General features: G+C 48.1%; 15 protein-coding genes. 12 read left to right on the top strand and 3 right to left on the bottom strand.

Annotated features, from left to right (window positions below; genetic code table 11):
- Positions 1 to 173 precede the first annotated feature (173 nt).
- From rplK to rpoC, 7 genes are all read left to right on the top strand, one after another.
- Positions 174 to 617 (top strand): 50S ribosomal protein L11, encoded by a 444-nt coding sequence (gene rplK / locus ACOJTG_RS04970; RefSeq protein ID WP_094815103.1) that lies wholly within the window; start codon positions 174 to 176, stop codon positions 615 to 617.
- 69 nt (positions 618 to 686) lie between these two features.
- Positions 687 to 1,385 carry a 50S ribosomal protein L1 gene (gene rplA / locus ACOJTG_RS04965; RefSeq protein WP_420152801.1) on the top strand — a complete coding sequence of 233 codons (699 nt, stop codon included), beginning with the start codon at positions 687 to 689 and terminating at the stop codon, positions 1,383 to 1,385.
- A gap of 3 nt (positions 1,386 to 1,388) precedes the next feature.
- Positions 1,389 to 1,925, top strand: a complete 537-nt coding sequence (gene rplJ / locus ACOJTG_RS04960; protein ID WP_094815099.1) for a 50S ribosomal protein L10 — start codon at positions 1,389 to 1,391, stop codon at positions 1,923 to 1,925.
- 121 nt (positions 1,926 to 2,046) lie between these two features.
- Entirely contained in the window at positions 2,047 to 2,430 is a 384-nt protein-coding gene (gene rplL / locus ACOJTG_RS04955) for a 50S ribosomal protein L7/L12 (RefSeq protein WP_094815097.1), read from the top strand.
- Between the two features lie 400 nt (positions 2,431 to 2,830).
- Positions 2,831 to 6,694, top strand: a complete 3,864-nt coding sequence (gene rpoB / locus ACOJTG_RS04950; RefSeq protein WP_420152800.1) for a DNA-directed RNA polymerase subunit beta — start codon at positions 2,831 to 2,833, stop codon at positions 6,692 to 6,694.
- Positions 6,695 to 6,765: 71 nt separating this feature from the next.
- The gene (locus ACOJTG_RS04945; RefSeq protein WP_420152799.1) at positions 6,766 to 7,863 is read left to right on the top strand and encodes an acyltransferase family protein; all 1,098 of its coding nucleotides are present in this window, start codon (positions 6,766 to 6,768) and stop codon (positions 7,861 to 7,863) included.
- A gap of 179 nt (positions 7,864 to 8,042) precedes the next feature.
- The gene (gene rpoC, locus ACOJTG_RS04940) at positions 8,043 to 12,362 is read left to right on the top strand and encodes a DNA-directed RNA polymerase subunit beta' (protein WP_420152798.1); all 4,320 of its coding nucleotides are present in this window, start codon (positions 8,043 to 8,045) and stop codon (positions 12,360 to 12,362) included.
- Between the two features lie 100 nt (positions 12,363 to 12,462).
- On the opposite strand, the gene ACOJTG_RS04935 is transcribed toward rpoC, so the two are convergent.
- The 3 genes from ACOJTG_RS04935 to priA all read right to left on the bottom strand — a co-directional run bounded on the left by ACOJTG_RS04935 (position 12,463) and on the right by priA (position 16,527).
- The gene (locus ACOJTG_RS04935; protein ID WP_094815089.1) at positions 12,463 to 12,714 is read right to left on the bottom strand and encodes a hypothetical protein; all 252 of its coding nucleotides are present in this window, start codon (positions 12,712 to 12,714) and stop codon (positions 12,463 to 12,465) included.
- An 86-nt stretch (positions 12,715 to 12,800) separates the two neighbouring features.
- Positions 12,801 to 13,976 (bottom strand): DUF1624 domain-containing protein, encoded by a 1,176-nt coding sequence (locus ACOJTG_RS04930; RefSeq protein ID WP_420152797.1) that lies wholly within the window; start codon positions 13,974 to 13,976, stop codon positions 12,801 to 12,803.
- A gap of 55 nt (positions 13,977 to 14,031) precedes the next feature.
- Complete coding sequence (gene priA, locus ACOJTG_RS04925; RefSeq protein ID WP_420152796.1) at positions 14,032 to 16,527, bottom strand: replication restart helicase PriA; 2,496 nt, start codon at positions 16,525 to 16,527, stop codon at positions 14,032 to 14,034.
- A gap of 148 nt (positions 16,528 to 16,675) precedes the next feature.
- Between priA and ACOJTG_RS04920 the strand changes: the two genes are divergently transcribed.
- From ACOJTG_RS04920 to ACOJTG_RS04900, 5 genes are all read left to right on the top strand, one after another.
- A complete protein-coding gene (locus ACOJTG_RS04920) occupies positions 16,676 to 17,392 on the top strand; it encodes an RluA family pseudouridine synthase (RefSeq protein WP_094815083.1) in 717 nt (238 codons plus the stop codon).
- A 26-nt stretch (positions 17,393 to 17,418) separates the two neighbouring features.
- Positions 17,419 to 18,219 (top strand): indole-3-glycerol phosphate synthase TrpC, encoded by an 801-nt coding sequence (gene trpC / locus ACOJTG_RS04915; protein WP_420152795.1) that lies wholly within the window; start codon positions 17,419 to 17,421, stop codon positions 18,217 to 18,219.
- Between the two features lie 49 nt (positions 18,220 to 18,268).
- Positions 18,269 to 18,916: a phosphoribosylanthranilate isomerase gene (locus tag ACOJTG_RS04910; RefSeq protein ID WP_420152794.1), complete on the top strand. Its 648-nt coding sequence runs from the start codon at positions 18,269 to 18,271 to the stop codon at positions 18,914 to 18,916.
- A gap of 167 nt (positions 18,917 to 19,083) precedes the next feature.
- Positions 19,084 to 19,698, top strand: coding sequence for an RNA polymerase sigma factor (locus tag ACOJTG_RS04905; RefSeq protein ID WP_420152793.1), 615 nt, complete (start codon positions 19,084 to 19,086; stop codon positions 19,696 to 19,698).
- A 168-nt stretch (positions 19,699 to 19,866) separates the two neighbouring features.
- On the top strand, positions 19,867 to 20,937 hold the full coding sequence (locus ACOJTG_RS04900; protein WP_420152792.1) for a FecR family protein: 1,071 nt from the start codon (positions 19,867 to 19,869) through the stop codon (positions 20,935 to 20,937).
- Positions 20,938 to 20,997: the final 60 nt, after the last annotated feature.

Raw genomic sequence — 20,997 nt, 5'->3', positions numbered from 1 at the left:
TTACGCTCAAGTAGAAAAAGAAAGCTAAGACGAACACATAGCTTATCCCAGGGTGTTGTGAGCCACCGGGGTAGATGGCAGTTCAAGCTTCCAAAGAGTTGCCCAAGTTTCGTTTCTGCTTCTTTCGATAGATGCAACGTGGGCTGGTTTCAGCCCAAAATTTTATCCAAACAATGGCTAAGCAAATCACCGGATACGTCAAATTGCAAGTGAAAGGTGGACAGGCTAACCCATCGCCCCCAATCGGGCCGGCACTGGGTTCCAAAGGTCTGAACATCATGGAATTCTGCAAGCAGTTTAATGCTCGTACCCAAGATAAAATGGGTCAGGTATTACCTGTACTGATTACCTACTATTCAGATAAGTCGTTTGATTTCGTAATCAAAACGCCTCCTGCTGCTAACCTGCTGCTCGAAGCTTCTAAAGTGAAACTGGGTTCCGCTCAGCCTAACTTGAAGAAAGTAGGATCAGTAAGCTGGGATCAGGTAAAAACGATTGCTGAAACGAAAATGCCCGATTTGAACTGCTTTACGATCGAAGCTGCTATGAAAATGGTTGCTGGAACGGCTCGCAGTATGGGTATCACGGTTTCAGGTACGGCTCCCTGGCAAGAATAATTTTCCCAACGGGGGAGAGCAGACCTATTCGTAGGAAAGCTCGTCATCACCCCAAAATAGTCCATAAACATGGCAAAGTTAACTAAAAAGCAAAAAGAAGCTCGTTCAAAATTCGACCAGGCTCAGGCATATGAACTGGAGAAAGCTGCGGCAATTTTGAAAGAGATTTCTTACACCAAATTCGACGCTTCAATTGACATTGACGTTCGTTTAGGTGTGGATCCCCGTAAAGCGGATCAAATGGTACGTGGCGTAGTTGCCCTTCCTCACGGAACGGGTAAAGACGTTCGGGTACTGGTTCTTTGTACTCCCGACAAAGTGGAAGAAGCGAAGGCTGCCGGTGCTGACTACGTAGGTCTAGACGAGTATATCGAAAAGATCATGGGTGGTTGGACAGACATCGATGTAATCATCACGATGCCTACGGTAATGGCTAAAATCGGTCGTTTAGGTAAAATCCTCGGTCCCCGTGGTTTGATGCCTAACCCTAAATCTGGTACGGTTACACTGGAAGTAGGTAACGCCGTTCGCGAGGTGAAAGCCGGTAAAATCGACTTCAAAGTTGATAAAACGGGTATCATCCATACTTCGATTGGTAAAGTATCTTTTGATGCGGATAAGTTGGCTGAGAATGCCCAGGAAGTAATCAATACCCTGGTTAAACTGAAGCCTTCTTCGGCCAAAGGTACCTATGTGAAGAGCATCTTCCTGTCTAGTACCATGAGCCCGAGTGTAGAAATTGATAAAAACACTGTAAACGGTCTGTAAGTCATGACGAGAGAAGAAAAAGGTGCGATCATTGAGGAGCTGGCTGAAAAGTTCAAGTCTACTCCTTACTTCTATATCACCGACGCGGCTGGCATGTCTGTAGCTCAGACAAACGACCTTCGTCGGAAATGTTTCCAGGCTGGCGTTGAATACCGGGTAGTAAAAAATACGCTGATTGCAAAAGCTCTTGAGCAATTAGATACGGACTATTCGGCCTTTAACGAAGGCGTACTGAAAGGTTTCAGTGGAATCATGTTCCACACGGAATCAGGTAAAGTGCCTGCGAAACTGATCAAGGATTTCATTAAGGAATCTGGTAAAGCTAACAAACTTAAGTTTAAAGGTGCTTCGGTTGATTACAGCGTATTCGCTGGTGAAGACCAACTCGAAACCCTGATTTCTCTGAAATCGAAACAAGAACTCGTTGGCGAAATCATCGGTCTGTTACAATCACCTGCCAAGAACGTTATCAGCGGTCTGCAAAGTGGTGGCAACAAACTAGCTGGTATCCTCAAAACGCTTTCTGAGCGTCCTGAGTAATTCAGTAAGTCAGCTGAAGAACACCTTTCCGAAGCTGGCCCTGAACATTGATTTGGCTTCCAAGCCTGAATATATATCACTCTGTTTTTAATCATTTCGAAAAAATTTAAAGCATAATAAAATGGCAGATTTAAAAGCATTCGCTGAGCAGCTTGTAAACCTGACGGTTAAAGAAGTTAACGAACTGGCACAAATCCTGAAGGATGAGTATGGTATCGAACCTGCTGCTGCTGCTCCCGTAATGGTAGCTGGTGGTGCTGCTGGTGGAGATGCTGCTCCTGCAGCTGAAGAAAAAACTTCTTTCGACGTAATCCTGAAGTCAGCTGGTGCTGGTAAACTTCAAGTGGTGAAAGTGGTGAAAGACCTGACCGGTCTGGGCCTGAAAGAAGCGAAAGAACTCGTTGACGGTGCTCCTAAAGCCGTTAAAGAAGGCGTAAGCAAAGACGAAGCTGAAGCTCTGAAAAAATCTTTGGAAGAAGCTGGTGCTGAAGTAGAAGTGAAGTAATTCACGCTACGATAGAAGATTCATTCTATCACAGGATAGACCCGGTCATTTGGCTGGGTCTTTCCTGCGTTAAAAGGTTAAAGTTTTCAGTACTACTTTATTCTGTAGCTAATTATCTGATAGCCAGAGGTAAGCTCATCAAGACAAAAGCCCTTGGCTGGAAACTAACTGCGTACGTATTGCGTTCTATCCTATACAGGCAATATGCCTGATACGATCTAAGGGTTTATCCCAAGCGTTCTTACCCCCGAGAATTACTGCTGAAACACGATTCCATTCGTAGGGGAATCGCAAAGGGAAGTAATTCTGTCAACTACGAGGTACTTATTTGAGAATAAAGCAGCGATCGCTCTTTATTCAGTAACAAATAGTCAGATTCGGACTTTAAAACCGTAGTGCCTTGGCAACAAACAAAACTTCCAGACACAACTTTGCCCGCATCCAGGCTGTCATCGATTATCCTGACTTTCTGGACCTACAGGTTAAGTCTTTCAAGGAGTTCTTCCAATTGGAAACTCCGGCGGATCGCCGCAAAAATGAAGGACTTTTCAAAGTTTTTGCTGAAAACTTCCCGATTAGTGACTCTCGGGAAAATTACATTCTCGAATTCGTTGACTTTTCGATTGATCCTCCCAAATACTCCGTTGATGAAAGTATCGACCGGGGTTTAACGTATGCCTTGCCTTTGAAGGCGAAGTTGCGTTTACGGAGCGAAGATCCGGACAACGAAGATTTCGAAACGATTGAACAGGAAGTTTTCTTAGGAAATATTCCTTACATGACCGAGCGTGGTTCCTTTGTTATCAATGGAGCTGAGCGGGTTATCGTATCGCAATTACACCGTTCACCAGGTGTGTTCTTCTCCATGAGTAAGCACACGAACGGTTCTAAATTGTATTCAGCCCGGATTATTCCTTTCAAAGGATCTTGGATTGAATTCTCCACCGACATTAACAACGTCATGTATGCGTACATCGACCGGAAGAAGAAATTCCCGGTTACGACGCTGTTACGGGCGATTGGTTTCGGTTCCGATAAAGAAATTCTTGATCTCTTCGGCTTATCCGAAGAACTTCCCGCTACGCCTGCAGCTCTGAAAAGGGCGTTAGGTCGGAAGCTGGCTGCTCGGGTGTTACGTACTTGGCAGGAAGACTTCGTAGATGAAGATACGGGAGAAGTAATGTCAATCGACCGGAACGAAATCCTGATGGAACGGGATTCCGTGGTATCGGCCGAAGACGTAGACATGATTTTGGAAAGCGGCGTAAAGTCGATCATCCTGCACAAGGAAGATATGAACATCGCCGATTACAACATCATTTATAACACGCTGCAGAAAGATTCTGCCAACTCCGAGAAAGAAGCCGTTGAGCAGATTTATCGGCAGTTGCGGAACACGGAAGCTCCGGATGAGCAAACGGCCCGGGATATTATCCAAAGCCTGTTCTTCTCCGATAAACGTTACGATTTAGGTGACGTAGGTCGGTACCGGATCAACAAGAAACTGCAATTGGATATCTCTATGGATACGAAGGTCCTGACGACCGAAGATATCGTATCCATCGTGAAGTATTTGATCGGACTGATCAACTCCAAAGCGGTAGTCGATGATATTGACCACTTGTCAAACCGTCGGGTACGTACCGTAGGAGAGCAGTTATACGCTCAGTTTGGTGTGGGTCTCTCCCGGATGGCTCGTACCATCAAGGAGCGGATGAACGTACGTGATAACGAAGATTTCAAGCCCGTTGATTTGATCAACGCTCGTACTCTGTCTTCGGTGATCAACTCGTTCTTCGGTACCAACCAGCTGTCTCAGTTCATGGACCAGACCAACCCGCTGGCTGAAATCACGCACAAGCGTCGGATGTCAGCTCTGGGGCCTGGTGGTCTGTCTCGCGAGCGTGCCGGTTTCGAGGTTCGTGACGTTCACTATACGCACTACGGTCGTCTGTGTACAATCGAGACCCCGGAAGGTCCGAACATTGGTCTGATTTCTTCGTTGTGCGTGCACGCGAAAATCAACTCGATGGGCTTCATTGAAACGCCGTATCGGGTGATCAAGGACGGAAAAGTAACGGATGAGTTACGTTTTCTGACGGCTGAAGAAGAAGATGGCCAGTACATCGCTCAGGCGAATGCCGCGATTGACGACAAGGGTAACTTCAAAGTTGACAAGATTAAAACGCGTTTCGAAGGTGACTTCCCCATGGCAGCACCCGCCGAAACGCAGTTGATGGATATTGCTTCGAACCAGATTGTATCGGTAGCCGCCTCGTTGATTCCGTTCCTGGAGCACGATGATGCCAACCGGGCCTTGATGGGATCGAACATGCAACGTCAGGCGGTACCGCTGTTGCGTCCGGAAGCTCCTATCGTAGGTACGGGTCTGGAAGCTCGCGTAGCTGAAGATTCACGGGCCATGGTGGCAGCCGAAGGCGACGGGGTAATCGAGTTCGTGGATGCTACGAAAGTAGTGGTTCGCTACGATTTGACGGACGAAGAAAAACTGGTGAGCTTCGACAGCGAAGTACGTACCTATAATCTGGTGAAATTCCGCCGGACCAACCAGGATACCTGTATCAACCTCAAGCCGATTGTATTCAAAGGCGAGCGGGTAGTGAAAGGCCAAATCCTGACGGAAGGTTACGCTACGCAACAAGGTGAGCTGGCTCTGGGTCGTAACCTGTTGGTGGCTTTCATGCCCTGGCAAGGATACAACTTTGAGGATGCTATTGTAATCTCGGAGAAAATCGTTCGTGATGACGTATTTACGTCGATCCACATCGAAGAGTTTGACCTGGAAGTTCGTGATACCAAACGGGGTGAAGAAGAATTGACTTCTGAAATTCCGAACGTATCCGAAGACATGGTGAAAAACCTCGATGAAACGGGTATCATCCGCATCGGTTCTGAAGTAAAAGAAGGTGACATCCTGATCGGTAAGATTACGCCGAAAGGAGAGACCGATCCGACGCCGGAAGAAAAACTGCTCCGGGCCATCTTTGGTGACAAAGCCGGTGACGTGAAGGATGCTTCCAAAAAAGCACCTCCATCACTCAAAGGGGTAGTTATTGATACGAAGCTCTTCAAACGTCCCAGCAAAGAGAAGGAAGTACGCGAGAAAGCGAAAGCGGATCTCAAAGTACTGATGAAGCAATACAGCCGTGACCTGAATAAAATCAAGGACACGATGATTGACAAGCTGGCAACGCTGCTGGAAGGTAAAGCTTCACAAGGGGTGAAACACAAATTCGGTGAGGAAGTAATGCCGAAAACGACTCGTTTCACGCGTGCTAACATCGAAACGTACTTGTTCCCTGAGAAGAACCCGTACCGGGATGAAAGTAACTACGCGGTCCCTGAGGAAGTAAACATGCTGACGGATCTGGATCTGAACGGCTGGACGGATGACGCTCACCTCAACGAATTGCTGGTAACCCTGGTGAAAAACTACATCAAGAATCGTAGTGAAGTAGCGGGTCACTTCAAGCGGGAGCGTTTTGCTCTGGAAGTAGGCGACGAATTACCTGCCGGTATCGTACAGTTAGCGAAAGTGTACATCGCTAAGAAGCGTAAGCTGAAAGTAGGGGATAAAATGGCGGGTCGTCACGGTAACAAAGGGGTAGTAGCCCGGATTGTACGTGAAGAAGATATGCCGTTCCTCGAAGATGGTACACCCGTTAACATCGTCCTGAACCCACTAGGGGTACCTTCACGGATGAACATTGGTCAGATCTACGAAACCGTATTAGCCTGGGCTGGTTTGAAGCTGGGTAAGAAATACGCAACGCCGATCTTCGATGGTGCCACCGAGGAAGAAGTAGTAACGGAATTGAACGCGGCAGGTCTGCCTCCGTTCGGTCGTACGTACCTCTACGATGGTTTATCGGGCGATCGTTTCGATCAACCCGTAACGGTAGGGCTGATGTACATGCTGAAACTGGGTCACTTAGTGGATGACAAGATGCACGCCCGTTCGATTGGACCTTACTCGCTCATTACGCAACAGCCGCTGGGTGGTAAAGCTCAGTTCGGGGGTCAGCGTTTTGGAGAGATGGAGGTATGGGCACTCGAAGCCTTCGGAGCCTCGCACATTCTGCAGGAAATCCTGACGGTGAAGTCGGATGACGTGCAGGGCCGTGCGAAAGCGTACGAAGCTATCGTAAAAGGTGAAAACCTGCCCAAGCCGAACATTCCGGAATCATTCAACGTATTGATTCACGAATTACGTGGTCTGGCTTTAGAGATCACACTCGATTAATAAAATGCGGAGTTAGTCAGGGAGGAAGTGTCTTCCCTGGCTAATTCTTCTCGTGATAATTACCCCAATAAATGGAATTAAAAACCGGGTATTTCAAACAAATAGATTCCCTACGAGCCTACGCAGTATTATCAGTAATTGTTTTTCACTGGTTTTCGAAAGATAGTTGGATTAATGCATTACCGAATGGCACCATTGGAGTTACTCTATTTTTTGTGATTAGCGGTTTTTTGGTTTCTCGTATTTTAATGATGGCGAGAAACCGGATAGAGCGGAATGAACGAAGTTTCAAAACGGAGTACAAGAACTTCTTTGTGCGGAGAGCGTTACGAATTTTTCCCCTGTATTACGGGATCTTATTCGGCGTTTTTGCCTTACGCAAATTTGCTCATGTAACGATTGAAACGGACCTTTTTAAACAGCCGCTGTATTACTTTTTCTATTTATACAATCATTACCTGGACGCCACTGGAAACTGGTCGGACTTACTTTCGCCCTTTTGGAGTTTATCCGTGGAAGAACAGTTTTACATTTTCTGGCCGCTGATGTTGTTGCTATCTCCGGCCAAACGACAGCCCTATTTCATACTGGCAGCCATCGGTATTGGGCTGGGATCAAGAGTGCTGTTGGCTTTATCCGGAAGTGGTCAGGACGGACTGGCAACTGTATACTGCTTAGATGCTTTCGGAATTGGAGCCTTGTTTGCCTACTTGTTCACCAATAGTACCGACACGAGAGAAGCAATTCAAAAAAAGAATAACTGGACGTTAGCCATTGGTCTGGTACTGTTTGCGGCCTGTCTGGCCCTGGATTCAGGTTCCTGGTTCGTGCTGGTATTCAAACGTTTTTCAATTGCGGCTATTTCGATGTATTTGGTTAGCGGGGCTTGTCTGGAATTTAAAGGAATATTCGGCCGGATCTTAAACAGTGAAGTGCTGATTTACATTGGTAAAATAAGTTACGGACTCTACGTGTTTCACATGCTTATTCCCAGTGTATTTGTTCCTAAGTTTTTGACCTACACGCCAACTAGAATCACGCAACTCATTACCAGTAGTCAGAGCGTTTACGTTACGTTTTGCTTTATTTTCTTACTAGTACTAGCCAGTTTATCCTGGTACCTGTTCGAAAAACGATTTACCGATTTAAAGAAGTACTTTAAAATGTAATCGTTTGAAATCTAAAGCAGTCGATTCACGTTACCAGTAAAATAGCATTGGAATAAGGGATCTCCCTGGCGATTTGAAAGTTGGCAAAACTGCCTTTCTGATCCCGATGGTTAAAGGCTGATTGATTCCTTTGAAAAGCCTAATACAGCATCATTTTCATTCCAAAACCATATTTGAAAATGTCATTAAAGAAAAACAAAAAACTAAATAGCGACTTTTCGAAGATCACTATTAGTTTGGCGTCTCCCGAATCGATTCTCGAGAATTCGTTCGGTGAAGTGACCCAGCCCGAAACGATCAACTACCGGACTTACAAACCCGAAATGGGTGGTTTGTTCTGCGAGCGGATCTTCGGTCCCGTAAAAGACTGGGAGTGTCACTGTGGCAAATACAAGCGGATTCGTTACAAAGGCATTATCTGCGACCGTTGTGGAGTGGAAGTGACCGAAAAGAAAGTACGTCGCGAGCGGATGGGTCACATCGAACTGGTGGTTCCTGTCGCTCACATCTGGTACTTCCGCAGCTTGCCTAACAAAATTGGCTACCTGCTCGGTATCTCTTCCAAGAAGCTCGACCAAATTATTTACTACGAACGGTACGTGGTCGTTCAACCGGGTGCTAAAGGTGAAGATGGCGTTCAGACGCTCGATTTCTTAACGGAAGACGAATACCTGGACATCATTGACAAGCTGCCCCGCGAAAACCAGTTGCTGCCCGATACCGACGCGAACAAGTTTATCGCGAAAATGGGTGCTGAAGCACTGGAAATGTTGCTGTCACGTATTCAGTTGGATGAGCTTTCGTACGAACTGCGTCACTCCGCTGCTAACGATACCTCACAACAACGGAAACAGGAAGCTCTGAAACGTCTGAAGGTAGTAGAAGCCCTTCGTGACGCGAAGACCCGTATTGAAAACCGTCCCGAGTGGATGGTGATCCGTATGGTACCGGTGATTCCTCCCGAACTGCGTCCGCTCGTCCCTCTGGACGGAGGTCGTTTTGCTACGTCCGATTTGAACGACTTATACCGTCGGGTAATCATTCGTAACAACCGTCTGAAGCGTCTGATCGAAATCAAGGCTCCCGAAGTAATCCTCCGGAATGAAAAACGGATGTTACAGGAAGCCGTGGATTCGCTCTTCGACAACTCACGGAAAGTAAACGCCGTTCGTTCCGAAGGTAACCGTGCCCTGAAATCACTTTCAGACATGCTGAAAGGTAAGCAGGGTCGTTTCCGTCAGAACTTATTAGGTAAGCGGGTGGATTACTCCGGTCGTTCGGTAATCGTGGTAGGTCCTGAGCTGAAACTGCACGAATGCGGTCTTCCCAAAGATATGGCGGCGGAGTTATTCAAGCCGTTTATCATCCGGAAACTAATCGAGCGTGGTATCGTAAAAACGGTAAAATCAGCGAAGAAAATCGTAGACCGGAAAGATCCCGTCGTTTGGGACATCCTGGAAAACGTACTGAAGGGTCACCCTGTACTATTGAACCGGGCTCCAACGCTGCACCGTTTAGGTATCCAAGCCTTCCAGCCCAAGCTGATCGAAGGTAAAGCGATTCAGCTGCACCCACTGGTTTGTACGGCATTCAACGCTGACTTTGACGGTGACCAGATGGCCGTTCACGTTCCCCTGGGACATGAAGCCGTTCTGGAAGCCTCTCTGTTAATGTTGGCTTCGCACAACATTCTCAACCCAGCCAACGGTGCTCCGATTACGGTACCTTCACAAGACATGGTTCTTGGTCTGTACTACGTAACTAAAGGCCGTACCAACACGCCAGAGTATCCAATCGCTGGTGAAGGCATGACGTTCTACGGTGCGGAAGAAGTAATCATTGCCGTAAACGAAGGCCGGATTTCGAAACACGCCAATATCAAGTGTAAAGTACGGGTTCGTAATGAAGATGGTACGTTCGAAACCAAAATCATTGAAACCGTAGCCGGTCGCGTACTCTTTAACCAGGCGGTTCCTGAAGAAGTAGGTTATCTGAATGAATTGTTGACGAAGAAGAAACTGCAACAAATCATTTCACACGTCTTCAAGATCGCTGGTGTTGCTCGTACGGCTCAGTTCCTGGATGACATTAAGGAATTAGGTTTCCGGATGGCATTCAAAGGTGGTCTGTCGATCGGTCTGAACGATATTAAAATCCCGGAAGTAAAAGACGAATTACTCGTTGGTGCGGAAGGTGAAGTTCAGGGCGTGTGGGATAACTACTACATGGGTCTGATTACGGATAACGAGCGTTACAACCAGATCATTGATATCTGGACGCGGGTGAACTCGAAAATCACCGATACGCTGATGAAACAACTCGAGACCGATCAGGGTGGCTTTAACTCCATCTACATGATGATGCACTCCGGTGCCCGTGGTTCTCGCGAGCAGATTCGTCAGTTGGGTGGTATGCGGGGTCTGATGGCGAAACCTCAGAAGAACTTACAAGGTTCGGTGGGGGAAATCATCGAAAACCCGATCCGTTCAAACTTTAAAGAAGGTCTGGACGTATTGGAGTACTTCATCTCTACGCACGGTGCCCGGAAAGGTCTGGCGGATACGGCTTTGAAAACGGCCGATGCTGGTTACCTGACCCGTCGTCTCCATGACGTAGCTCAGGATGTGGTTATCAACGAAGAGGATTGCCAGACGCTGCGGGGTATCACGATTTCAGCATTGAAAGAAAATGATGACGTCGTTGAACCGCTGTCCGAACGTATTCTCGGTCGGGTAACTACGTATGATGTCGTTGATCCTTTAACGGGTAATACGATTGTTCACGCGGGTGAGATCATCGATGAAGATAAAGCCAAGCATATCGACGAAACGAGCATTGAAAGTGTGGAAATTCGTTCGGTATTGACTTGCGAAACGCGTAACGGTGTTTGTGCCAAATGTTACGGACGCAACCTGGCAACGGGCCGTCTGGTTAATATCGGTGAAGCCGTTGGGGTTATTGCTTCGCAATCCATCGGGGAACCCGGTACGCAGCTGACGCTTCGTACGTTCCACGTAGGGGGTACTGCTCAAAACATTGCTCTGGATGCCAGCATCCGGGCCAAGTTTGACGGTATCGTACGGTTCGAAGAATTACGGACGCTGGAAACGCAACGTCCGACGGGCGAAGATACCTTGGTAGTAATGGGCCGTTCAGGCGAACTTCAGATCGTTGGAGCTCCCGGAACGACGTATGCGGGTCAGGTATTGATCGCCAATAACGTACCTTACGGTGCGTACCTGAGCGTGAAGGATGGTGAAACGGTAACGAAAGGTCAGGAGCTTTGTGCCTGGGATCCCTATAACGCCGTCATCTTAAGCGAAATCAGTGGTAAGGTTGACTACGAAGCCATTGAAGATGGTCTGACGTTCAAAGAAGAATTCGATGAAACGACGGGCTTTAAAGAGAAGGTAATCGTAGAAAGCCGTGACCGTACGAAAAACCCGACGGTTTGGGTGAAAAATGATTCCGAAGATGGCTCACGTGGATATAACATGCCCGTAGGTGCTCGTCTAGCGGCAGAGGTGGGAGCGGAAATCAAACCGGGTCACATCCTGGCTAAGATTCCTCGTTCCGTAGGTAAAACCCGTGACATTACGGGTGGTCTGCCCCGGGTAACGGAATTGTTCGAAGCTCGTAACCCGTCGAATCCGGCGGTTGTTTCTGAAATCGACGGCGTAGTAACGCTGGGAGCCGTGAAACGCGGTAACCGCGAGATCTTCGTTCGTGGTAAGGATGAAACCGAGAAAAAATATCTCGTATCTACCTCGAAGCACATTCTCGTTCAGAACAATGACTTCATCAAGGCGGGTCTGCCGCTTTCCGATGGAGCCATCACTCCGGCCGACATTCTGTCTATCAAAGGACCGACCGCCGTTCAGGAGTATCTGGTCAATGAAATTCAGGAAGTATACCGTCTGCAAGGGGTAAAAATCAACGATAAGCACATCGAATGTATCGTTCGTCAGATGATGCAGAAAGTGGAGATTATCGACTCAGGCGACACGAACTTCCTGGAAAACCAGGGCGTAGATAAGTGGACGTTCCGTAGCGAAAACGATGCGATCCTGGATCGTAAAGTGGTTATCGACGCGGGTGATTCAGCCAACGTAAAAGTAGGTCAGATCATTACCGCTCGTCAGCTACGCGATGAAAACTCCTCACTGAAACGTCAGGATAAAGCGCTGGTACTCGTTCGCGATGCCATGCCAGCCGTATCCCGTCCGACGTTGATGGGTATCACGCAGGCGTCTTTGGGTACCGAATCCTTCATCTCTGCGGCTTCGTTCCAGGAAACGACGAAAGTACTTTCCGAAGCAGCCGTACGGGCGAAGGCCGACCGACTCGAAGGTCTGAAAGAGAACGTGATCGTAGGTCACCTTATTCCGGCCGGTACGGGTGTACGTCGCTACCAGGATCTGTTAGTAACGAATCCCGAAGAAGGAGAAAAATTCACCGAAACCAAGACGTCTTCCCGCAAGCGGAAAGAACTGGCGTAAGCTGAATAATGGATAAAGAAAAACCCCGATTGGTCTGACCAGTCGGGGTTTTTTAGTTTTGATTGGTAGGGGCGAGCTTAAAAATTACTTGCCCCAATACCTATTTTTTCTTGGTATGTTTTTCCCGTTCGCGGGCTTCCTCTTCATCCAAAATCTCATCTACTTTTTGCTTTTCCAGAGTAGATGCTTTGGTCTCGTGGGTGGCATCACCTTCTCCATCGGCAACGGTATCTACAATCGGCATTTCACCCGTACGTTCTACTTCCGTTAATTCGGGTGTTCCTTCGGGCAGTTCAGCCGTTGGAACGGATTCTACATTCGGGTCTTTCGTATTCGCTGAATGACGGCTCATGATTTTTCGTGGTTGGTTGAGCCCTCATCCGTAAAAAGGTCGTTCCAAAGTACGCTTTTCCCCACTAGAGAATAAACGATGGGGGCTTATATATAACTCCAGATCCAGTGGGTTTGCTGCCGTTTAAATGCGGCGTAACGCTTGCAGAGGGGGTAGAAAAAAGCAACTACTCCCAGCCAAACCAGATATACGCCCGTTAGCGAAAGTCCAATGTTTGGTTCAATGCCTGCGGTACCATTCTGAAAATTAATCTTCGTCCAGGATACTCCCTGGTACAAATGCACCAGAATGGACAGGGAGTGAAGAATGTAAAAGTGGATGAGGTAATAGAACAGCGGCACTTTACCGTACATGCTCATCCAGCTCCAGCGTGGGTTTCGCTCCAGAAAAGCCAGTAACAGCAAAGCGGGCCCTGTCGTCATCAGTGCGTACAGCAGCGAAGGCGGGTACTTGGTCGTATTGAGAAACGAAAGCAAGGTGACACCCAGCGAGGTCTGCGGCTGCCAAGGAGCGGGGTCGCCATACGTATTCACCAAACGTAGTAGAATGAAGCTCAAAACCAATCCGGAACCCAAGTATAATAGCTTCTTTTGCCGCTCTGTCGCGGAAACGTCCTTTCGATACCAGCTTCCCAACGCATACCCGCAAAGCATAAGGCCGACCCAGGCCAGAAATGGATACAGATTCAGGAGGAGTCGTTGCGGCGATAGGGGAATGGGACCCGGTTGGTGCAACAGAAAAAGAACGGCTTCCGCCGTAGAACCTTTGGGGAAAGTTAAGCCGTCGAGTAAGTTATGCCCCGCTACAATGCCTATCCCCAAGCCCGCTATTGCCCAAAGCGGCAAGCCCAGAATGGCACTCAGGAAGATAAATCCGACGCCCGTAGCCCAGATCACCTGTAACGTGAGAAATGAAAACTTCACATCAAACCAAAGTCCGAAGGTAATAACGGTCAGTTCCAGAAAAATTAACCAGAGTCCGCGACTCAATAAAAACCAGCGATGCTGAGATCGCGTTTTCTTCAGCCCGGAAAGATAGGCCGATAGTCCAGCCAGTAGCACGAAATTAGGAGCACAGAAATGCGTAACCCAGCGGGTAAAAAAGAGCGGGTAAGACGGTTGATTTAAATCCAGCGGATTAGAAAAAAATGCATTGACGTGCAAATATTCCCGCGTATGATCCAGGGCCATGAGTATCATAATCAGGCCCCGAACCACATCAATACTTTCAATACGAACGCGGGATAAAGGTAAGGATGACATAGGTAGTACGGTCAATGGTATATTCAGTATACTCCTGATTGTCAAGGTACATCCGTTACACGGGGTCTACATCAATGACAATACTAATCCCTTTAAACTCCTTCGTCGTTACTACCTCCTCAATCGTTTCTTTCACAAATTCCTTAATGGCTTTCAAATTCAGATTTCGCTCAAACTTTAGCAATACGTCGAATAGAAACTGATTGCGAATACGCTCAACCAGCGGTGATTCCGGACCTTTCACCCGGTCGGTACCTACTTTTTGCAGTAACAAGGCTGCCAGTTTCTGAGCTGCTGCCTGAGCGGTTTGCTGTTCGAGATGGCGAGTAGTCAGCCGAATAATGCGGGTAAAGGGCGGATAGCCGTACGCCTGCCGTTCGTCAATTTCTTCGGCGTAAAAACCTTCGTAATCGTTGTGTATGATTTTCGCCAGAATGGGATGCTGGGTATTGTTGGTTTGGATCAGTACTCGCCCGGTTCGTTCTTTCCGTCGTCCAGCTCGTCCGGATACCTGAGTAAGTAACTGAAAGGAACGTTCGGTAGATCTGAAATCAGGGAAATTGATCATGCGGTCCGCATCGAAAATGGCGACCAGACTAACCTTATCGAAATCCAGACCCTTGGAAACCATCTGCGTACCTACCAACATATCCGTTTCACCCTGTTCAAAATCGGTGATCATTTGCTGAAAAGCCGTTTTCGAACGCGTCGTATCCAAATCCATGCGTTGAATACGGGCGGCGGGAAAATGCAACTGTAAATCTTCTTCCAGCTTTTCGGTACCAAAGCCCTGCGTACGAATTTTTGTACTGCCGCAAGCCGGACAGGTACGGGGCAAGTGTTCTTTGTGACCGCAGTAGTGGCAGCGAAGCTCGCTGTCGCGTTGGTGGTAGGTCAGGCTTACATCGCAGTTATCGCATTTGGAAATCCAGCTACAATCGTCGCAGGTCAGGTAAGGCGAATAGCCGCGTCGGTTCTGAAACAGAATGGTTTGCTCCTTCTTTTCCAGGTTATGCTCCAGTTGACGTAATAATTCACCCGAAAAATCACCTTTCATTTCCCGGTTTTTGCGGGCCTGTCTGATGTCAATGAGTTCAATGGCGGGTAAAGCCGCATTGCCAAACCGTTCCTTCAATTGCACTAGTCCGTACCGACCCTGCTGAGCGTGGTAAAAGCTTTCGATGGAAGGCGTGGCCGAGCCCAGCAGTACTTTAGCTCCCTGCATCCGGGCAATGACCAGGGCCGAATCGCGGGCGTGGTAGCGGGGAGCGGGATCGTATTGTTTGTAGCTGGCTTCGTGTTCTTCGTCCACAATGATCAGACCCAGGCTGTCGAAGGGAAGGAAAATAGCCGAACGAACCCCAATCACAAACTGAAAACGTCCGGATAGTACGCCTTTCCAGACTTCTACCCGTTCGTTATCCGAAAATTTAGAGTGATAAATGCCCACCCGTTCCCCAAAAATTTTCTTCAGTCGAATGACAATCTGCGTGGTCAATGCAATTTCGGGCAACAGATATAGCACCTGAGAACCACTCTCCAAAGCCTGTTCGATCAGGTGAATGTATACTTCCGTTTTTCCCGCTCCCGTAACGCCGTGCAGCAACACCGTATCTTTTTCCTGAAAAGCCTGCGTTACTTCCTGTACCGCCCGTTGTTGCGACTCGGACAACGTAGGCATGGTAGCGATGGTACCGGTATCCTCCGCAAAGCGACTGACGACCACATCAAAACTTTCAAAAATGCCCTTTTTGAGTAAGGTTTCTAGGGAAGAATCCGAAAGTTCATCGTTCCGGGAAAAGGTGGATTTGGGCGTGCCTTCCGTATTCTTTTCCGGCTCGCGTAAGGCCGGTACGTAGCGGAGGTATTCCAGTAAAATATCTAGTTGTTTGGGTGACTTTTCGAGCTGCCCAATGAGTGCTTTCAGGTTGCCCGGATCGGCATAGAACGACGTCAGTCGGATTTTGCGAACGACCTTGGGTGTATATTTTTCGCGTACTTCTTCAAAGACAATGATGGCCCGTTTGCCAATCAGTGACTTGATGAGGTGATACACGTTTTTAACATCGGCAAAGCGAGCGAGTTCGTCGTAGGTCAGCGATTGCTTGGCCTTGATTTCCTCCACAATTTCCTTTTCCCGGGGCGTCAGCAAATCCGGGTGTTCGAAATCCGGGTTGTACTGTACTTTCGACTGACTGGAAATTTTCAGTCCGGAAGGTAACGCTACATTCATCACTTCGCCAATGTGGCACATGTAGTACTCTGAAATCCAGCTGAATAATTCCAGCTGCCAGCGGGTGACCAGCGGCGTTTCGTCGAGTACTTCCAGAATATATTTAGCCTGATACTGTTTGGGCGGCTGCGTATGCACCCGGGCGACCAGGGCGGTAACAATTTTCGTTTTACCAAACTGAACAATGACGCGGGCACCAATCTGAATTTGTCCGGCAAATTCGCGGGGAACGCGGTACGTAAATAAGCGGGGGACGGGAATCGGCAGAATGACGTCGGCGAACTGGGTGACTTCTTCCTGAAAATCGAGTTGATTCATACTACCAAGTTAAGACGAATGCCGGTGGAGGCATGCGGATTACTGAATTTTAATTCCCACTCCGGGAAAACCGCTTCGGCCATTCGTCGCATATCGTATCATTTCTACCTGAGAATGTGTAACTTTGTTCTTTTCCCAAGTACACTCCATGGCAAAACCATTCAATGTCGTCTACGAAGACAACCACCTGATTATCGTCAACAAAGCCGCCGGCGTGTTGGTGCAGGGGGATCAAACGGGTGACAAGACTCTTTCCGATTACGTTAAAGACTACATCAGCGTAAAATACAATAAACCCGGAGCCGTATTTCTGGGTACGGTACACCGTCTGGACCGCCCCGTGAGTGGTCTGGTCGTGTTTGCCCGTACCTCGAAAGGGCTCGAGCGGATGAACGAACTCTTCCGTCGTCGGGACATTCAAAAAACCTACTGGGCGGTAGTGGGCAAACGCCCTGAACAGAAAAGCGGTAAACTGACGCACTGGCTCGTGAAAGACGAAGCCCGAAACGTAGTAACGGCGTACGATTACGAACGACCCGGCTCGCAGAAAGCCGAGTTGACCTACAAGCTGATTGGCGAGATGAACCACCACTTTTTATTGGAAGTGAATCCGGTAACGGGTCGTCCGCATCAGATTCGCGTGCAGTTGGCTTCCATGGGTTGCCCCATTCGCGGGGACCTGAAATACGGATACCCCCGGCCGAACCCCGATGCCAGTATTAACCTGCACGCTCGCCGCCTGTACTTCATTCATCCCATCAAGAATGAACCGATTATTTGCAAAGCGGCCGTACCCCAAAATTCATTCTGGGAAGAATTCCTGGAATTTGATGAAGAAGTCAACGAAGCTATTTTTCACGGATAACCAGTCAGTACCGAATCTACCCCATTATGAATATTCTTGAAAAGATCGTTCTGCACAAACGAAAAGAGATTTCCCAGGCTAAAGCAAATATTGCAGCCCGCGAACTGGAGTTGTTTCCCGCTTTTAGTCGTACTGGGAATTCGCTGAGCGGTCAGTTACGGAAAGAAAACTCCACGGGAATCATCGCCGAGTTTAAACGGAAATCACCTTCGAAAGGTACGATCAACGATCGGGTGCAGGTAGAGGAAGTAACCCTGGCCTACGCTCAGGCCGGAGCCGCGGGATTATCGGTACTAACGGACGAAGAGTTTTTCGGCGGAGATGCCGACGATTTAAAGCTGGCCCGGAAATCGAACCCGAAAACGCCGATCTTACGCAAGGATTTCATCGTGGATGAGTACCAGATTCTGGAAGCCAAAGCCTGGGGTGCCGACGTCATTTTATTGATTGCCGCTTGCCTTAGTCCCGAAGAAATCAAACACTTAGGACAGTTTGCTCAATCCCTGAATCTGGAAGTACTGCTGGAAGTACACGATCAGGAAGAACTCGAACGCAGCCTGAACCCGTATCTGAACCTAGTAGGCGTTAATAACCGGGATTTGAAAACGTTTCAGGTTTCGATTGACACCTCCCTGCAACTGGTTGAACAAATCCCGAACGAGTTTGTTAAAGTGTCAGAAAGTGGCCTGAGCAGTGTGGAGACGATTCATCAGTTATACGCAGCCGGATACCGGGGCTTTTTGATTGGAGAAAACTTCATGAGAACACCCGTTCCCGGAAATGCTCTCGCCGACTTGGTGGGAGGCTTGCAATACGTAACGTTATAGCGTACTTATCGTTTTTCCCCTTTGTTGAACCTATAAATCCGAGACACCTATGCGAATTAAAGTATGTGGAATGAAAGAGGAGGAAAACCTTCGGGACGTACTCGAGTTACAACCGGATTACGTAGGGTTCATTTTTTACGAAAAGTCGCCCCGGTTTATGGGGGAGACGCTTGACGCCGAGGTGATCAAGGATTTGCCGAAGTCCAGTCGAAAAGTGGGCGTATTTGTCAACGCCAGTATCGATCAGATTCTGCGTACGGTGAAGAGATACGGACTGGATTTTGTGCAGTTACACGGAGAGGAAACCCCGGATTTTTGCCGGAGCCTTCAATTTAAAGGGATTAACATTATTAAAGCTTTTCGGGTAGATGAGACATTCAATTTTACACAACTGAACAATTATAAACCCGTTTGTGATTACTTTTTATTCGATACCAAAGCGGCCGAGTATGGAGGCACGGGTCTTTCCTTCGACTGGCGTTTGCTGGAGCGATACGACAACGAAAAGCCTTTTTTCCTGTCGGGCGGTATTGGGCTGGAAGATGCCGAAACGATTCTGGAGCTGAAAGAACGCAGTAACCTCCGGATTCACGCCGTTGATGTCAATAGCAAATTCGAGACGCAGCCCGGTATTAAAAATATCCCAACCCTTCGGGCATTCATCGAACGACTGAAAGTGGAAGCGATTGAAGCCTAAGCGTAACGGAGTAACTACTAAAAAAACCGCCTTTTCGTACATTCGGGAAGGCGGTTTTTTGTGAAAAGTCAAAATGTTCCGTACAATTCGTAGGTGAAATAGGTATATTTAATGTCTTTTTAGCAGCTGCACAGCTATCCATCGGCTATTATTACCCGGCTCTACCCATGAAAAAGAAAGTGGAATTATCTGAACAGGAGCAGAACGAGCTTTGGCTACGCTTTAAAACCGGGGATGCCGAGGCATTGGGCTTGCTGGCTCGTTCGCACTTCAGGCTACTTTTTAACTATGGTCTTCAGTTTACAAAAGACCGGGAATTCATTAAAGATGGGATTCAGGATTTATTCTTAGAATTATGGAGCCGACGAGAAGGCCTCCGCGAATCACCTTTCGTAACGATTTATCTACTAAAAGCCCTTCGTAATAATTTACTGCGAAAACTTCGGCAGGATAAGTGGCTCCTGGAGGCTGAATCCGTGGAAAGCCAGGACGTACCCGACTGGCTGACGCCCGAAAGTCAGACGATTCAGTGGGAGGTTTCCCAGGAAAATCAGGATCGACTTAAAGCGGCATTGGCCCAATTGTCCCCGCGTCAGCAGGAAATTATTTTCCTACGCTTTTACGAAGGCTTAAGTGCGGAGGAAATTACGGAGGTCATGAAAATCAATCCCCAGTCGGTTTATAATCTGCTGCATTCGGCTCTCAAACAATTAAAGACTTCCTGGATACCCGAGTCTAATCTTTTCTTTCTGGCCCTGTACCAGCTTTTGTCAGCGAATTGACCGCTGCCAACCATGAGCTCTTCTTAGCAATAAACCGGGTTTGTACCGAAGTCGGATGGTGCGTCAGTGAAGACTTTGCGGGCATTTCACTATTTTTTATAAAATTTTTACAAAAACATCAGTAGAACTAGGGGAGAAGGTACTGTTTCATACAGTAACGCCTCAACTATGGATTATTCTTCATACGGAGCAAACGCGTTTGCCCAGGATTATTCCTTTCAGCAGTGGATACTGAAGAAGGCCCAGCCGGAAGAGCAGGTTTTCTGGGAGACGTATTATGCCACGCACCCCCAGCAACAAGCGGCCATGACGCAAGCTCGTACCTGGGTTCTTTCGTTGCACGAAGCGTATGAAGACGTGGCGGAAGAAGAGGTGGACGAAGAAATGAACCGATTAGTGGAAACCGCTCGACAGCGTACGCCGCGTCGCTTGATCAACTGGCCGCGTATAGTCGCCAGGGTAGCCGCGGTACTGGTGTTGGGTGTAGGGGTGGCCGGATGGCTGTTTTATCAATCAAGGCGAGAAGAAACGGCATCGCTGGTCAGTCAACGGTTCGAGGAGGTTCCCTTCTGGGAAAAGGAGAATACCGGATCACGGCCCATCCTGCTTTCGCTCGAGGATGGAAGTACGGTACTCTTACAATCCCAGAGTCGGATTCGGGTACCTAAATCGTTTGATCCGGCCCGGCGAGAAGTCATACTGGAAGGTGAGGCCTTCTTTGAAGTCGCTAAAAATTCGAAACAGCCTTTTTTCGTGTATGCTCAGGGGTTGGTAGCCAAGGTACTCGGGACGAGTTTCAACATCATTGCCCGAAACCGGAATGTGACGGTGATTGTGAAAACAGGCCGCGTAGCGGTGTTTCCGGATGAGGACCAGGAAGCCGCCCAGGCAAGTACGGAGCTAACCGGCCTGGTACTGACACCCAATCAGCAATTGACGTATCAAGCCGATCAGTTGAAGTTTACGAATGTTCAAACGCCCGAATATTTACCCTTGCCCATTCAGAAACTAAACTTTGATTTCAAGCGAACGCCCTTATCGGAGGTGTTTGCCACCTTGGAAAAGGCTTACGGCGTCACCATTCGCTACGATAAAGAAACCATGGGTAACTGCCAGTTGACGGCTTTGCTCGGGGATGAGCCGCTTTCAGAAAAAATGAATTTAATCTGCCGTACGGTTGAAGCTAGTTATACGCTAACCGATAGTCTGATTACCGTGAAAGGCCAGGGCTGTCGTTGAAGAAACCTTTCTGCTTAATCTCTAAACCTATATACGCTAAACCTCTTGCTTGATCTATGA

The organism is Siphonobacter sp., assembly GCF_048595215.1.
Lineage (GTDB): Bacteria > Bacteroidota > Bacteroidia > Cytophagales > Spirosomataceae > Siphonobacter.
The sequence above is the reverse complement of the archived record's forward strand: the minus strand, read 5'-3'. Positions and strand labels throughout refer to the sequence as shown.